The organism is Microbulbifer sp. THAF38 (genome assembly GCF_009363535.1).
GTDB lineage: Bacteria > Pseudomonadota > Gammaproteobacteria > Pseudomonadales > Cellvibrionaceae > Microbulbifer.
In genome coordinates, this window is record NZ_CP045369.1 from 268,269 (window position 1) to 284,228 (window position 15,960).

Below are 15,960 nucleotides of genomic sequence, written 5' to 3' on the forward strand. Positions count from 1 at the left end.
ATAATTGACTGTGAGTAGAGCCACGATAACTGCCGGATTTCAAATCCACGGCGATAACAATAAAAAGGAACAAACCATGGACCTTGGCAGTGAAAGCCTGAAAGTCGCAATCCTGGGTGATTTTAGTGGTCGCTCAAGCCGTCGCCAGTGTGAGCCGGAAACCATTGCCCAGCGCAGGGTATATGTGCTGAATCGCGATACCTTCGAGGGTGTATTTAGCGATTTGGGGGTGAGCCTGCAGTTGCCGGTGATGGATGAGCCCCTGCAGTTGCCCTATTTCGACGATTTACACCCAGATTATCTCTACAGCCGCCTGCCACTTTTTAAACAATTTATAGCGCTCGGCCAACGCCTGCGCGATCCTGGGCAATTCCAGCAAGCCGCCGAGGAAATTCGCCAGTGGAAACCGGAGCTGGCTGAAACAGCGCGAGAAACTGCGGGTTATTCTGCCGAGCAGTCCCTTCTCGATGAAATCCTCGCGGCGGGGCGCGAGCGCCTGGCCAGGGAGAGCGGTAGTGCTTTCCAAGTGGATCAGTTGATCAGGGATATCGTTGCGCCCTATGTGCAAAAGAGTGCGGACCCCATGCAGGGGGAGTATTTAAATGCTCTGGCCGAAGCGACCTCGGACACTATGCGCAAGGTGATGCACCACAGTGATTTCCGCCAACTGGAGGCGAGTTGGCTCAGTCTGCACTTTTTAATGAGACGGCTGGATGAGCACCCAAATTTGCAGCTGCATTTGATTGATGTCAGCAAGGAGGAGCTGCTTGCCGATTTTGCCAGTGCCGAGAGCGACCTGGAAAAGTCCCAGGTATTTAAACTGCTGGTCGAGCGCGAAACCGTTGCCGGTGACCGCCCCTACAACCTCGTTCTGGGTGATTTTTTTATCACCGATGAAGAGCGGGATCTGCACCTGTTGATCGATCTCTCCACAATCGCAGAAGCGGCTGGTAGTGCGCTGCTCCTCGGTGGTGATACCAAGCTGGCCGGTTGCCCCAACTTAGCCGGTTCGGTCGATCCGGATGACTGGTATTACCCCTTGAGTGAGCGCTTTGCCGAAAGCTGGCAGGCGGTGCGGGATTACTCCGCGAGTGAATATGTTGCTCTGGCTGGGCCCCGCTTTATGCTGCGCTTGCCGTTTGGTAGAGAGACCTCCACCACCGAGCACTTTGATTTTGAAGAGCTGACACCTGAACAGGGGCATCAGTATTACCAGTGGGGCAACAGTGCCTATCTGCTTGCCCTGGCAATCTGCCAGGGTTTTTCCACAACCGGCAGGCTCCAAGCCCCCGCCTCGGCTACATACGAAAGCCTGCCTCTGCACTTGCGCAAGCTGCCCCAGGGGCAGTGGATTACGCCCTGTGCCGAAGCCTTGCTCACCGACCGGGTAGCTGCAGAATTTGATCGGGCCGGGCTGAGTACTATGCGCTCGGTACAGGGGCGCGATCAGATTCTCCTGCCCAGTTTAAGGTCTCTCGCTGGTGGTGCTTTAAGGGGGCCTTGGAGATAAAAAATATTTTTCCGGCACAGCAATCTCTGCGAGCCGGATTTGAATTTGTTATGTGAAAGGCCTGTGCGCCCGGATCATTTCGTACTGATCTCTGTAGTTTGCATCCGGCGAAAGTGCGAAGTACATCAACTGTGTGAGTCAGGAAGACATGGATCTAATACTCTCAGTGTTGGCCGACCCCGCAGGGGCCAATATGCTCAAGCACACCAAACTGTTCACCAAAGAAGGGGGCAGTTTGGGGCGTTCCGCCGATAACTATTGGGTGCTGCCCGATCCCGAGCGAGTTGTCTCATCGCAACACGCGCAAATTTCTTGCAGTGATGGACAGTTTTTCCTGACTGATACCAGCACTAACGGTACCTATCATAACGATGGGGATACTCCCTTGGGTAAAGGGAATAAACTCCCTTTGAATGAGGGGGATATTATTAATGTGGGGGATTACCGCCTCAAGGTGACGCTGCGACAGCCTCAGGCCGAAAGTGACCTTCCGAAAGGATTGGACAGTGCCGACTTCCTCGATACTTCCGATCGCACCACCTTCAATGCCAGCGCTATGGCCAAGATGCAGAGCCAGGCGGAGGCAAAGCAGCTGGATAATTGGTTGGAGCCTGGTGGCAACAGCGATATTTCCCAGTCCGGCGAATGGGGATATATCCCTCAGAGTAACCAGAATACTCCCGCTCAGGATAATCTACTGGGCGCAGACTCGGGTCCCCTGGACCCTATGTCGGCCTTTGGACAACCCCAATCTTTTGGGGCGTCGGATGTACAGGGTTTCGGCTCTTTTGCTGCTGAGCCACAGGGACAGGCCGCTCAAGGTCAATGGTCTGATTCTGATGATGAGTGGTGGAAAGATGGCAGCGACCAGGACCATGTGCCGGCAGATCAACACGCTGTGCGTATTTCCCCACAGGCTCCGCCGCAACAGTCGATCGAGCCCCCTTCCTCTGTAGAGCCCCAGGCACCTCAAGCGCAATCTTTCCAGGCGCCTCCCCCACAGCCCCAGGTAACTCCTCAGCCACCAGTTGCGCCCCCTCAGCAGCAAGTTGCCCCGCAGCAATCTGCGTTCGTTCCGCCGCAAGCACCAGCAGCGCCGCCGCAGCAGCAAGTACAACCGCAAGCTCAGCCCCCGCAGAGCCCGCAGGATAACCCTTTTGCAGATTCTTTTGCGGTGATGCAGGGGCAACAAGTGGCCGGCGCGCCGGGTTTTGATGCCGGGCAGGCGCCTCCTGCTGGCCCCATGGGTTTTGCCGCTCAAGGGCAGAGCTTTTCCCAATTGCAACAGCCGGCTCCTGTCCAACAGGCCCCAGCTCCGCAGGCCCCGGTACCACCGGTGCAGCCCCCCCCGGCTACCCCGGTATCCAGTGTGCTGGCTGCAACCTTGGGCCTGCATATGAGCCCCGCTCAACAACAAATCGCGGATCAACAGGCTACAGAAATTGTTCGAGAAACCGTCGCTCGCCTTATTGATCTCCTGCGTGCGCGCAGCAGTATCAAAAATGAGCTGCGGGTGCAGCGCACCATGATCCAGACAGAAGCGAATAACCCGCTGAAATTTAGTGCCACCGAGAGGGATGCATTAGAGGCGATGTTTGCCGGTAACGGTGCGTTTTTACAGCCTAAAGAAGCAGTGCGGGATAGCTTCGATGATCTCTCCGATCATCAGGTCGCCGTGCTGGCGGGAATGCGCGCTGGTTACAATGCGATGCTGAGGTATTTCAGTCCGGATAATATCGAGCGCCGCCTGGGCAATACCTCCGGCGTATTCGGCAGCAAGAATGCAAAAAAATGGGAGGGCTTCAGCGCGATGTACCGGGAATTAGTGGGCGACCCAGATGCCTGTTACCGCAAGCTCTTCGGTGACGAATTTGCAGAGACTTATGAAAACCAGTTGTCTGAGCTGAAGAATGCCAGACAGCTGAAAAATTAATAAATCGAAAGAGGGAATTGGTCGTGACGATATCTAAGCTACTGAAATTCACCCTGCTCGGCGTACTGGTGGTCAGCTTGGCGGCCTGCCAGACTACCAGACGCACTCTGAACCTGGACACCAGTGTCGAGCTGTCGGTGGATATCCGCAAGGACGTTAATCCGGATGATGACGGTCGCGCATCGCCGGTGGTTGTGCGTGTGTTTATGCTGGCAGACGATCGCCAGTTTGCCCGCGAAGACTTTCTCAACCTGTATGAAAATGCAGAATCCCGTCTCGGTAATGATCTTCTCGATACCGTTATCTTGAAAGAGTTCGCTCCCGGCGAGCAGCGTGTGGAAGAGCTGCCTTTGACACCGGAAGTGAAATATATCGGTCTGCTGGCGGAATTTGTTCAGTATCAAAAAGCGGATGCACTGATGGTGTTGCCGATCACTGACCACAAGAAAAATACTTATCAGGTCGCCCTAGCGGATACCCGCATTGGCACACCGGAGAATATTGCCAAACGGCGCCGGGGTATTGTTTCGCCTCTGTCGCGCAATGATGATGGCGGCAAGGACGGCGATACGGTCACACTCTCCAGTGAAGATTATGAATTGATGAAAAAGCGCCTTCAGGAAGCGGAGCAATCCAAGTAGAGCGTCGTTCAGGCCAGTTTTAATTAAGCTCCATTCCAATTGAGTTGGGCTTTGCAAGGAAGACATATGTCGGTTAACAACAAGGTGATCTGGAGTGAGGGCATGTTCTTGCGCCCTCAACACTTCCAACAACAGGATCGCTATCTCGAGCAGTTGGTCGAAGCGCGCACGGCTTCGTTGGGGCCCTATACCTGGGGTGTGCTGGAGCTGGCGATTGATAGTGAACCGCTCTCTATGGGCAAAATATCACTCTCCCGCGTGAGGGCGATATTTCCTGATGGTACGCCCATCCTGGCACCCGAAAATGAAATTCTGCCTGATGTCCTGGATGTGCCGGTTAACACCCGCGATGAGGTCGTCTACCTGTGTGTACCGATGAAGCGCCCCGGCAGCCAGGAATCGATTCGCGACCAGGAAGATTTCCCCCAGGCACGCTACCAGACCGCAAACTTCGATGCGCGCAATAGTGCGGCGGCTTCCGGTGAATCCGCCCGTATCCAGGTAGGTAAACTGCGCGTGTGTCTCAAACTGGAGAGCGACGACCTCAGCGGTTATGCGTCTATTGGCATTGCCAGAATACGCGAACGCCAGCCGGAAAAACCGGTTGAACTGGATTCGGACTATATTCCCCCGCTTTTGAATGCAGAGACTTCGGCGGTCATCAAAGCCTACATTGAAGAAGTTAAGGGACTGCTGGATCACCGTGGCTCAGCCCTGGGGCATCGCCTGAGTGACAGTGGTCGCAGTGGCTCCGCAGAAATTGCCGATTATCTGTTACTGCAGGTTATCAACCGTTTTGAACCTCTGTTAAAACAGATTACTGCTCAGCCGCGCCTGCACCCACACAGCTTGTTTGTGGAACTGTTGCAACTGGCTGGTGAGTTATCGACATTTACCTCATCGACCAAGCGCCCGCCGGAAATCCCCAATTACTCGCACGAAAACCTGCAGCTCAGCTTCTCCGGTTTGTTTTCTGCCTTGCGTCAGTCCCTCTCCACGGTCCTGGAGCAGACCGCTATTGCGATGGAACTGGTGCAGAGAAAATTCGGTATCTATGTGGCTCCGGTTTCCGATCCGTCACTGCTCAAGACGGCGAGTTTCGTGATGGCCGCCAAAGCGGATATGCCAGGAGACCTGCTGCGCAGCCGCTTCCCCACGCAAGCCAAAGTGGCGCCGGTGGAGGCCATCCGCGAGTTGATTTCCGCCCAGTTGCCTGGGTTGTCACTGCGCCCACTGCCGGTAGCGCCAAGACAAATTCCCTATCACTCGGGTTTTACCTATTTCGAAATGGAGCGCAGCGGTGAGTTGTGGCAGGCCATGCAGAGGTCTGGTGGTTTTGCTGTGCATCTCGGAGCGGAATTTCCAGGGCTGACCATGGAGCTCTGGGCCATAAGGAATAACTGATATGAGCAATGACAGCTTCAGCCCCCCGCCGGCACCTAACGCGGGTGACAGGACAGTAATGATTCCTACCCCAGGCGCGGCAGCTCCGGCGCAGCCCGGTCCGGCTGCGCAGCCGCAGTTCTTCGCCAATCCCGGCAGTTCTGCGGATATGCAGATTCGCAACAGTTTGAACCCGCTGGTATCCGCCGCCTCCAAACTGCTGGGGGTGATTATCAAACTGCGCACAACCATGAATCACTCCAATGTGCCGGACCTGCACAAACGCCTGACCAAGGAAATCCAGGCATTTGAGCGGGAGTCCAAACAGCTGGGGCTGGCTCCGGAAACGGTGCTTACTGCCCGCTACTTGCTGTGTACCGTAGTGGACGAAGTGGTGTTAACCACCCCTTGGGGAACGGCGAGCGGCTGGAGCCAACATTCTCTGCTCAGCCTGTTCCACAAGGAGACGTTCGGCGGTGAGAAATGCTTTGCCATTCTGCAGCGCATGCTGGAAACACCAGCTTCACATCTGGAGTTGTTAGAGCTTTTCTACCTCTGTCTCAGTCTCGGCTTTCAGGGTAAATATCGCCTGGTACAGCGGGGCCACGAGCAGATTGAGCAGATTCGCGATGAGCTGTACCGGACTATAGAGCAGCATAAAGCGGCGATGGACCGGGACCTCTCCCCGCACTGGCAGGGCTGTGTCGAGCGCAAGTCCGGCCTGATTCACTATGTGCCTCTGTGGGTGATTATGAGTGTCGCGCTGGGATTGTTGGTCGCTACTTATAGTGGCTATCGCTGGTGGCTGTACGAAACGACCACGCCCGTGGCAGATCGTGTAGTGGAATTAACAGGCAGTGACAGCGAGCCCCCGCAAGGGGAAGGGTGACACTCGGACCGAATTGATCCGGTGCCGCTTGAGCCCGGGAGATGGAGCTATTCATGAAACGCTTGCGCGACTTTTTTACCAATAAATGGGTGCTCGGCATTATCGGCCTCGCAGCCCTGTCGGTTCTTATCTGGTTTGGGGCGGACTACATAAAGTTTGGCAGTGACAACGCCACGCTCTCCCACACGGTTCGCATCACTATCATTGTATTTATTTTTGCCATCTGGCTGGTGTGGAACCTGAGCCAGTGGCTGGTGGAGCGGCGCCAAAACCAGGCACTGATTAAGGGCATTGAGGAGTCCCAGGAGGATGCCCAGGACCCGGATGAAGAGCACTCCCGTGAAGAGCTCGAGGCCCTGTCGGGACGATTCCGCGAGGCCATGGATGTGTTGCGAAATGCCCGCTTTAAATCCGAGAAGGGCAAGGTTTCACTATACCAGTTGCCCTGGTACGTCATTATCGGCCCTCCCGGCTGCGGTAAAACCACCGCGTTGGTCAATTCCGGACTGGAATTCCCCCTGGCGCAAAGTCACGGCAAAGAGGCCCTCGGAGGCGTAGGTGGTACACGCAATTGCGATTGGTGGTTCACGAATGACGCAGTGCTGATCGATACTGCTGGCCGCTATACCACCCAAGACAGCCACCGGGTGTACGACAACAGTGCCTGGCGCGCATTCCTTGGGCTGCTTAAACGCTATCGCCGTCGTCGGCCGATTAATGGTGCACTGGTTGCAATCAGCTTGCAGGACTTAATGGTCCAGACCGATGAGCAGCGCCAGCATCAAGCCAAGACAATCCGCCAGCGGGTAAATGAACTCCAGCAGGAGCTGGGTATCCGTTTCCCAATCTATCTCACCTTTACCAAGTGTGACTTGGTAGCGGGCTTTAGCGAATTTTTCGACAACCTGTCGCAGGCTGAACGCGAACAGGTTTGGGGTATGAGTTTCCCTCGCGAAGCGAACGCAACAGTCGGTGCACCACTGGATAATTTCAGGGCCGAATACAATCAGCTGATTGAACGCTTGAATCAGAGAGTGCTGTGGCGGGTGCATCAGGAGCGCAATGTCGAGAAACGTGCTTTGCTGCAAGGCTTTCCCGCCCGCATGGAGAGCCTGTCGGAGATTTTGGCCGACTTTATCAAGCAAACCTTCGAGCCAAACCGCTATGAAACCATCCCTATGGTCCGCGGTATTTACTTTACCAGTGGCACCCAGGAGGGGAGCCCGGTAGACCGCATGATGGCCTCGGTAACGGCGGATTTTGGCCTGGAGCGCAGCGTTGGGCCCAAGTTCCAGGGCGTGGGGAAAAGTTTCTTCCTGCACCGCCTGCTTAAAGATGTGGTATTCCCCGAGGCCGAGCTGGTTGGAGTCAATCGCAAAGTAGAAAGTGTCAATCTGTGGTTGCGCAGAGGAGTGTATGCCACCTTAACCGCGGCATTTGTTGGGTCGATCTTTCTTTGGAGTGGCAGCCTCGCTTCAAACAAGCTGTCCATGGGCGAGGTCAATGACAATCTGGCGGCTTATCGACAGGCCGAAGAAAAGCTCAAGGGTAAGCGGCCCACACCTGCGAACGTTCTGCAAATGCTTGAACCGCTGCGGCAAGCCACTTCGGTATATGACCGGGAGGAACACCCCTGGATTTCCAATCTGGGATTGTATGACACCCGTATAGATCAGGCATTGGATAACCTCTATCAGCAAAAGCTTGAAACAGTTTTCCTGCCGGCATTACTGCGGGATATTGAGAGTAACCTCAGTCGCTTGGGCAGCGATGATCCGGCACTGGTGAGTACCCTCAAAACCTATCTGATGTTCTTCAACCCGGATAAATTGGATATTGCCACTGTTGAGAGTTATTACAGCGGCCGCTGGGAGCGTCAGTTACCAGGCGAGGCCCAAGAGCAGGATAAGCTGCGTTTTCACCTGGGCCAGGTGTTAGCTCGCCCAATCCCCGCCAGTGTTCAGCAAAATGAGCGCGTAGTGGCCCGCGCCCGCCAGCAATTACGACGCATTCCTGTACCGCAAAGGCTCTTTGCGCAATTGCAAAATAGCGACCTGGGTCAGACCTCTGTGGATCTGTATCAGGAGATCGGCGGTGACACCCAACAGGTATTTGGCGTGAACGCTGGTGATTCGCGTTTCAATATCCCCTTCCTGTACACGAAGGCGGGCTATAAGGAGATGGACTTTGGTGCCGACTCCCAATTGATGAGCAATATGGCGGAAGAGCGCTGGATCTATGGTGGTGACCTCAGTGGCGAGGACTTTACCGAGGCCGACCGCGAGAAGCTGGGTGAGGATGTAAAGCGCATTTATCTGGGGGAATACCTGCAACAGTGGCAATCTTTCCTTGGCGGTTTCAGTATTCGCAGATTCAATAGCACCTCCCAGGCGCTTGAGGTTCTCTCGACCCTGTCAGACCCTATTTATTCACCACTGCTGGCGATCACAGAAATTACCTCGGATAACACCCGCCTGACGCCGCGGCCGGAGCTGTCTGTGGATGCCAAAGGTGTACCGCTACCGGTGTCTAGCACGACACGTCGCTTAGGTGGAGCGGCATTGGATAGTGCTGCAGGGGCCCTCAAGGATCATTACAAGCCCAATATTGTCGATGTGCGTTTCGAGGAGATACAGCGGATCACTCAAAGTGAGAAGGGCAGACCTGCAAGGGTTCAGGAGTATCTCCTGACCATCAATAAGATTCAGGAGTACCTGACTGAAATTGATAGCGCCCCGGATTCCAATGAAGCTGCATTCGCCAGCGCCAAGGCGCGTTTTGCTGGAAGCGGTGATGCGATAAAACAGCTGAGAGTAAAAGCGGCCAATGCGCCGGCACCTTTTGACCAGTGGCTGACCGATATTGCCGATAGCACCTGGGCGCTAGTGATGTCTAAGGCCAAGAGTCACCTCAATCGAGTGTGGCGCGAGCAGGTTTATCAAAGCTATGCCAATAGCCTGGCAAACCGCTACCCACTGCGCAGTGATCGCGATCAGGAAGTTCCGGTTATTGAATTTAATCAATACTTTAAGCCCGGCGGTATTGAGCAAAAATTTGTCAATGAATATTTAAAGCCCTTTGTGGACACAAGAACCTGGCAAGTGAAGTATGTCGAAGGGCAGGGCATGAGTCTTTCCAAAGAGTCGTTATCGCAGCTGCGCAGGGCGGAGAAAATCCGCAAGACTTTCTTTAAGTCGGGTGAAAGCGCTGCTTATTCTTTCCGTATTGAGCCAACGAAGCTGGATTCCAGTGTACGCCTGTTTGAACTAGAACTGGGAGACCAACGTGTCCCTTATTCACACGGGCCCAAGACCAGCAAAAAACTTACCTGGCGCGGTGGTGAGAGCAATAGGGTGCGGATAATTTTCGAAGACCTCAATGAAACCGTACACCGCAAGCACTTTGAAGGTGACTGGGCGTGGTATCGACTGCTTGCAAGTTCAGACCTTGAGACAGGGCGAAGCAATGCGGAACGCTTGGTGACTTTCTCAGAAGAGGGGCGCAAAGCGCAGTTCAAATTGGTGGCATCGAATGTTAACAATCCATTCGATCGCAGTTTGTTGCGTGGTTACCGGTGTCCGGAAACTCTGTAGTAAGGAGTGAGTGAGTTGCAAAACACCATTGGTATCTTTGGCAAGCTCCCTGGACATGGAGATTTTGTCCAGCGTCAGCTTCCTGCTAGTTTCGTCAGAGTGTGGGACGAATGGCTACAGCGTGCAGTACATGGATCCCGTGAAATTATGGGAGAAAGCTGGCTTGACTATTACTTGACCAGTCCAGTTTGGCGTTTTGCCCACAGCAAAGGGGTTATTGATGAAAACCCTTGGGTTGGGGTTCTAGTCCCGAGTGTGGATAGTGTTGGGCGCTATTTCCCACTGACAATAGCCGCACCGTTGCCAACTTCGGTAGACATCATCTCTTTCATGTCTGAGGCCGATGGTTGGTATAGGGAGCTTACAGAGCTGGCCGTTAGTGCATTACAAAATATGTTGCATGCTGATCAGCTGTTTGAGGCCTTCAGTGCTGTACCTGCAGAGCTGGGGCGGCAGTTGAGTGCGCCAACACAGAGTGACTTTTTTGTAGCCAGTAATGATGTTACGGGTAATGAAAAACGTTATGCGGGATTGCTCGGACAGGTATGTCGCAAGCAATTTGCCAGTTTCAGTCTCTGGTCTTGTGAGGGATCGCAACACCTGGCACCGACCAGCGTGCTCTGTCCTACATTGCCCGGCCCTGAGTTCTACTGCTCAATGCTTGGTGGCAGTCAGCAGAGACAGTGAAAAATAGGTAAAGGACAGCGAGTGTGAGTCAAATAGTTACGTTAGATAGAAATAAGCACCGCAAGTATAACGTTTTGACTGGCGATATTTCGCACAGTGAAACCCGGCATGTCTGCCAGGTATATCTATCTGAGTTCTCAATGTTAGCTGGGCAATGTCCGATCATATTTTTGAAATCCAAGGGGGAGAATTCCCTGGATAGTTGTGCATTACTGGGTATAAAGCCGGGACAAAATCTCTTTTGGCAGCAAGGAAAGTGGCAGGGTAACTATATCCCGGCGACCTTGAGAGCCTATCCTTTTTACTTACACTATAAGGATATTGCTAGCACAAGCCCTGTTATCTGCGTTGATTCCTCCTCGCTCTCACTTGGTAATTTTGATGGTGAAGGAAAGAGGCTTTTTGACGACGAGGGTGAGGTGACCAAAACCTTTTCGCAGGTCAGCAATTTATTGAGTGGAATTCATCAACAGAAAATAAAAAGTAAAGAGTTTATCCATTGCCTGACCGAGATGGAGCTTTTTCAGGAGCAGGTGGTGGTAGTCGATCTACCGGGTAATACAAAGCATCGCTTAACCGGGGTTTTTTGTGTGACCGCCGAGCGACTAAATGCGCTGAGTGATGGGGACTTTCTCAGGTTAAAAGAGCTTGGCTACTTATCGGCTATATATGCCCATATGCTTTCTCTACAGCAATCGGCGAATCTGAGCCGGTTATTTAAGAGATATCATGCAAAATTACTTCACTAGCGGTGATCTAGTAAGAGATCGTCCCAGCTTGGCTATAGCTCTTTAGCTGCGCAATTTTGTATCTGGGCAATAAACTATCGGCAGATTAATTGGCTTGTTCAGAGCTTCACCGTTAGCAAAGAAATTCAATAAAGAGACATCTAAGGTAAAAACCGCCTATTGGCAGGGCGCTCAGGTTACTCTCAATGGGGTCAACCTATCAATCACTGCAGGAAGCAAGGGTTAGGGTATGTCGTATATCGTGGTATTCACGGGAGAAATCCGCACACATTTTGAGCGGCGAAAGGCAATAGCCGCGTTGGGTGGTGAGTTTGGATTGAGTTTTTCTCAAATAAAGGCACTTATGGCCAGTAGCCGCTCCCAACTCAAGAAAACCGTTGATAGAGCCGAAGCCAGTCGTTTTATACAAAAATTGTGGAACGCAGGTTGGCACTCCAGGCTGTACTTGGATTCTGAACTCATACATTGCTCAAAGACGTCGGTAGAGAATGGCGGCTCCCCACTACCCGTAGTGATGGACAAACTCCACTGCGGTGACCCCCAGCTTTTATTGTGCGCACCACGAAACTGGGTACCCTGTGATAACTTGAACCCCAATGCAGAGATCCAGGTCGGTAATACCGATTTAAATCGCTACCTGATCGTGTTGGCTCAGAAGCGTTCTGAGCTCCCTGTAACGCTTAGCCTGACAGATTATGCCGATGCTCAGATGCAACAGTGTTTGGCTAAGGTGTCCGATGGACAGTTAGTAAGTGGGCCAAAGGTCTTGGAACGTGAATGGCAAACAGGCTTGTTGTATGAAATGTGTGCGAATGTAGGTAATGATTCAGTCCAATATATGGTAGCTTTTTTTCAGGGGAAAATGAGTTTCTATACCCTGTTCCTGTGGACGTCTTTGCAAAGCTTTGCACAGGCAAAAGTAGAATTTATTCAAATAGTGGCAACTTTCCAGGCCCCAGAAGAAGGAGTCACTACTACAGAAAATAAGGGCTCAGCTGTAATTGCCGTGTAATGGGCCTGTCAGGATCAAGAAAATATAAAAAAATAACAAAGATAGTTCGTTTAATATTGTGAGCTTTGCACTTTTTTTTGGCTATTGCGGATACATTGTGTCATTTGCCTTGATTAGATCTTTACAACGTGTACTCTTCTCGGAATTCTTATTGAAGGAATGGATTGGGTAGAAGGGACTTATTTTCATGGCATTCCCAAATACAATAAATATCGAAGAACTCACAGCTCCTGTTTCCGCAGAGAGTCCTGTCGGTGAGGATATTCGAGAGGATCGATCACCGACTTCTGATTACTACTCCATCAAAGATGCGCGAAATAGTGCTAGGGCCGCAGAACGTTCGGCCATGTTTGATGATACGGACTCTGATCTGCTCGCACCCTGGCGGGATGTGGCAAAGGCTGCAGAAAAGATCCTGAGCAAGAAAAGTAAAGATCTGGAAGTTGCCAGCTGGTACACAGAGGCTCTTATTCGTCTTCATGGTTTTAGTGGTTTAAGAGATGGTTTTCTCTTAATAGAGCAGCTGGTCACCAATTTTTGGGACGGTCTCTATCCACTTCCCGATGAAGATGGTATTGAAACAAAAGTAGCACCACTGACGGGCCTCAATGGTGATGGCGGTGATGGTACTTTAATGATGCCGATCCGTAGTGCGCCAATAACCCCGGAAGGGGATTATGGAGACTTTTCATTCTTTCAGCACCAACAAGCCAGAGATGCAGATCGCATTGCCGATGACGATGCTAAAGCTGCCCGCATTGAGACTTTGGGTTATAGCCTAGAAGATGTAAACCAATGTGTGAACAGTGCGAGTAATGATTGGGCCAATCATCTCATTGAGACTATAGAGGCTACTATAAGCAGCTATAAAAATATCAATGATGCCCTGCGCTCTAGTTGTGGTCACGATGCCCCGCCATCAACAAATATTTCATCTCTGCTTGATGAAGTTTTGCGTACGGCAAGATTTATCTATAAGAGCCAATTGGATGCGATAGCCCAGAGTGAGGCTCCTGTAGCACCCGAAGAGGAGCAGAGTGCGTCTACTACAGACGAATCGGTGCCTAATGTGGCAGCAACAATCCTTGCAAATGCCATTGCTGCTCCCACTGGACCTGTGAGTTCTCGAGAAGATGCTCTTAAACTGCTAGAACAAGCCGCTAAATATTTTCGAACTTACGAGCCTCATACGCCCCTGGCGCCGGGTTTGGAGAGATTGATTGGTTGGGGGCGCATGACAGTCTCTGAGTTGATGACCGAGTTACTGCCTGATGAGCAGTCCCGTGCACTCTACTCCCAGCTTACTGGTGTCCGGCTCGATGGCACGGATACCCAGCGCTATGTTGCACCACCGTCAATGAGTAACACCCCCTCACCAGCTCCAGCTGCATCTGAGCCACCTTCAAGCCCCACTGAATCTGCGCCTGCAGCTGAGGAGAACTGGGGTGGCCAAACACAAGTAGACAGCACGGGTTGGTAATTAATTAAGAATAGCAGTCCCTAAATCTAGGAAGGAGAGCTGAGATGTCTGAGAGTATTCACAATAAACTTAAGCGTGTGCGCAAACCACGTGTACATATTACCTACGATGTTGAAACCAACGGCGCGGAAGTTAAAAAGGAACTTCCCTTTGTAGCTGGTGTTATGGGCGACTACTCAGGGGATAACGCAGAGAATCGCAAAGCGCTGAAAGATCGTAAGTTTGTACAAATTGATCGCGACAACTTCAATGACGTAATGGCGAAGGTAAATCCTAAGCTGAACTTACAAGTAGAAAATACCTTGTCCGGTGATGGCAGCAAGATTGGTATTGATCTTGATTTCAAACACATGGAAGACTTCTCACCGGAAAAAATTGTCGATCAGGTTGAGCCGCTGAAACAACTCCTGGAAGCTCGTAGCAAATTGCGCGACCTTCTCAGTAAGGCTGACCGCTCTGAAGAGCTGGAAAAAGTATTAGAAGATATCCTGAAGAGCACGGAAAACGTCGGTGCTATTTCCGAGCAACTAGGGTTGAACAAGGATAAAGGAGAGGACTCAGAATGAGCACAGAAGTAGAAAATGTTGCGGAAGGTGAAGCTGAGGAACAATCGGTTAATCTTCTGGAGCAGGCAATTGCCGCAACCAAGCAAACAGAGCCGCAGGAAGCGCAGGACCTGATCGCCAACCTGACCGAGCAGGTTTTAAAAGGCACAGTTTCCTGGGACCGCAACCTGACCCAGACGATTAAGAAAGCGGTTAGTGCTATTGACCAGGCTATGTCCAAACAAATGGCCGCTATTCTGCATGATGAGAAGTTCCAGAAGCTTGAAGGCTCCTGGCGTGGCCTTAATCACCTGGTGATGAATTCTGAAACCGGTGCAACCATGAAAATTCGCATGCTCAATTTGAGTAAGCGTGAGTTGTTCCGCGACCTGGACAAGGCCGTTGAATTTGACCAGAGCCAGACCTTCAAGAAAATTTATGAAGAAGAGTTTGGTATCGCTGGTGGCGAGCCTTATGGTTGCATGATTGGCGATTTCGAGTTCACCAGCCACCCTGAAGATATTGAGTTGCTGAGCAAAATGTCCAATGTTGCCGCCGCGGGCTTCTGTCCGTTTGTTGCAGCAGCTGGTGCAGGCATGTTTGGTTTTGATGACTTTACTGAGCTATCAAAACCTCGCGACCTCGGCGGTATTTTTGAATCTGCGGAATACATTAAATGGCGTAGCTTCCGCGATAGCGAAGATTCTCGCTTCGTTACCCTGGTTATGCCACGTACTCTGGCTAGAACGCCTTATGGAGCAAACACCAAGCCGATCGAAGCATTCGACTTTGAGGAGTTTGAAGTTGATGAGTCTGGAGCATCGCGCCCTGCCGATCACGATCAATACTGCTGGATGAATGCTTCCTATGTAATGGGCACAACCATGACAAAGGCATTCGCTGAGAACTCTTGGTGTACTGCCATTCGTGGTGCTGAGGGTGGTGGTAAAGTGGAAGGCCTGCCTTCACATGTGTTCAAGAGTGATGACGGTGATATGGATCAGAAGTGTCCGACAGAGATCGGTATTACTGATCGCCGTGAAGCCGAATTGAGCGCTCAGGGTTTCCTGCCGCTGTGCCACTATAAGAATACTGATTACTCAGTATTCTTTGGTTCTCAAAGTGCACAGAAACCAAAAGCTTATGATGACCCGGATGCAACCGCGAACGCGGCTATTTCCGCGCGTCTTCCCTACTTGATGGCCACCTCCAGAATTGCTCATTACCTGAAAGTAATGGCGCGGGACAAAGTGGGCTCTTTTATGGAAGCAAGTGACTGTGAGCGCTGGTTGAACAAGTGGATTACCCAGTACACTAACTCTAACCCGGATGCGAGCCCTGAAATGAAAGCAAAATACCCGCTTTCTGAGGCCCGAGTTGAAGTTAAGGAAATTCCGGGTCAACCTGGCTGCTACAGTGCTGTTGCCTACCTTAAACCATGGCTGCAAATGGAAGAACTGACCACTTCTATGCGTATGGTTGCCAATATCCCGTCTGCTGGATAAAACTCGATGCCCGCTTCTTATTAGGAGCGGGCG

At 52.0% G+C, this 15,960-nt stretch carries 12 protein-coding genes; all 12 read left to right on the top strand.

Annotated elements, in window-relative coordinates:
- The first annotated feature begins 10 nt into the window (after nt 1–10).
- A complete protein-coding gene (locus FIU95_RS01215) occupies nt 11–1,510 on the top strand; it encodes a type VI secretion system contractile sheath domain-containing protein (protein ID WP_152450740.1) in 1,500 nt (499 codons plus the stop codon).
- Between the two features lie 148 nt (nt 1,511–1,658).
- Nucleotides 1,659–3,443 carry a type VI secretion system-associated FHA domain protein TagH gene (gene tagH / locus FIU95_RS01220; RefSeq protein WP_152450742.1) on the top strand — a complete coding sequence of 595 codons (1,785 nt, stop codon included), beginning with the start codon at nt 1,659–1,661 and terminating at the stop codon, nt 3,441–3,443.
- A 23-nt stretch (nt 3,444–3,466) separates the two neighbouring features.
- Entirely contained in the window at nt 3,467–4,084 is a 618-nt protein-coding gene (gene tssJ, locus FIU95_RS01225) for a type VI secretion system lipoprotein TssJ (RefSeq protein WP_253868788.1), read from the top strand.
- 66 nt (nt 4,085–4,150) lie between these two features.
- The gene (gene tssK, locus FIU95_RS01230; protein WP_152450746.1) at nt 4,151–5,488 is read left to right on the top strand and encodes a type VI secretion system baseplate subunit TssK; all 1,338 of its coding nucleotides are present in this window, start codon (nt 4,151–4,153) and stop codon (nt 5,486–5,488) included.
- Nucleotide 5,489: 1 nt separating this feature from the next.
- Nucleotides 5,490–6,356, top strand: coding sequence for a type IVB secretion system protein IcmH/DotU (gene icmH, locus FIU95_RS01235; protein ID WP_152450748.1), 867 nt, complete (start codon nt 5,490–5,492; stop codon nt 6,354–6,356).
- A gap of 53 nt (nt 6,357–6,409) precedes the next feature.
- Nucleotides 6,410–9,949, top strand: coding sequence for a type VI secretion system membrane subunit TssM (tssM, locus tag FIU95_RS01240; protein ID WP_152450750.1), 3,540 nt, complete (start codon nt 6,410–6,412; stop codon nt 9,947–9,949).
- Between the two features lie 6 nt (nt 9,950–9,955).
- Nucleotides 9,956–10,636: a type VI secretion system-associated protein TagF gene (tagF, locus tag FIU95_RS01245; RefSeq protein ID WP_216646290.1), complete on the top strand. Its 681-nt coding sequence runs from the start codon at nt 9,956–9,958 to the stop codon at nt 10,634–10,636.
- A 23-nt stretch (nt 10,637–10,659) separates the two neighbouring features.
- Nucleotides 10,660–11,385 (top strand): SapC family protein, encoded by a 726-nt coding sequence (locus tag FIU95_RS01250; protein WP_152450752.1) that lies wholly within the window; start codon nt 10,660–10,662, stop codon nt 11,383–11,385.
- A gap of 229 nt (nt 11,386–11,614) precedes the next feature.
- The gene (locus tag FIU95_RS01255) at nt 11,615–12,397 is read left to right on the top strand and encodes a hypothetical protein (protein ID WP_152450754.1); all 783 of its coding nucleotides are present in this window, start codon (nt 11,615–11,617) and stop codon (nt 12,395–12,397) included.
- 187 nt (nt 12,398–12,584) lie between these two features.
- Complete coding sequence (gene tssA / locus FIU95_RS01260; protein ID WP_152450756.1) at nt 12,585–13,877, top strand: type VI secretion system protein TssA; 1,293 nt, start codon at nt 12,585–12,587, stop codon at nt 13,875–13,877.
- Nucleotides 13,878–13,921: 44 nt separating this feature from the next.
- Nucleotides 13,922–14,443: a type VI secretion system contractile sheath small subunit gene (gene tssB, locus FIU95_RS01265; RefSeq protein WP_152450758.1), complete on the top strand. Its 522-nt coding sequence runs from the start codon at nt 13,922–13,924 to the stop codon at nt 14,441–14,443.
- Entirely contained in the window at nt 14,440–15,927 is a 1,488-nt protein-coding gene (gene tssC, locus FIU95_RS01270) for a type VI secretion system contractile sheath large subunit (protein ID WP_152450760.1), read from the top strand. Before tssB ends, tssC begins: the two co-directional genes overlap by 4 nt.
- Nucleotides 15,928–15,960: the final 33 nt, after the last annotated feature.

Excerpts from the sequence above, each read along its gene's own strand:
- tagH (WP_152450742.1), top strand. The coding sequence starts at position 1,659 with ATGGATCTAATACTCTCAGTGTTGGCCGACCCCGCAGGGGCCAATATG.
- tssK (WP_152450746.1), top strand. The coding sequence starts at position 4,151 with ATGTCGGTTAACAACAAGGTGATCTGGAGTGAGGGCATGTTCTTGCGC.
- icmH (WP_152450748.1), top strand. The coding sequence starts at position 5,490 with ATGAGCAATGACAGCTTCAGCCCCCCGCCGGCACCTAACGCGGGTGAC.
- tssM (WP_152450750.1), top strand. The coding sequence starts at position 6,410 with ATGAAACGCTTGCGCGACTTTTTTACCAATAAATGGGTGCTCGGCATT.
- FIU95_RS01255 (WP_152450754.1), top strand. The coding sequence starts at position 11,615 with ATGTCGTATATCGTGGTATTCACGGGAGAAATCCGCACACATTTTGAG.
- tssA (WP_152450756.1), top strand. The coding sequence starts at position 12,585 with ATGGCATTCCCAAATACAATAAATATCGAAGAACTCACAGCTCCTGTT.
- tssB (WP_152450758.1), top strand. The coding sequence starts at position 13,922 with ATGTCTGAGAGTATTCACAATAAACTTAAGCGTGTGCGCAAACCACGT.
- tssC (WP_152450760.1), top strand. The coding sequence starts at position 14,440 with ATGAGCACAGAAGTAGAAAATGTTGCGGAAGGTGAAGCTGAGGAACAA.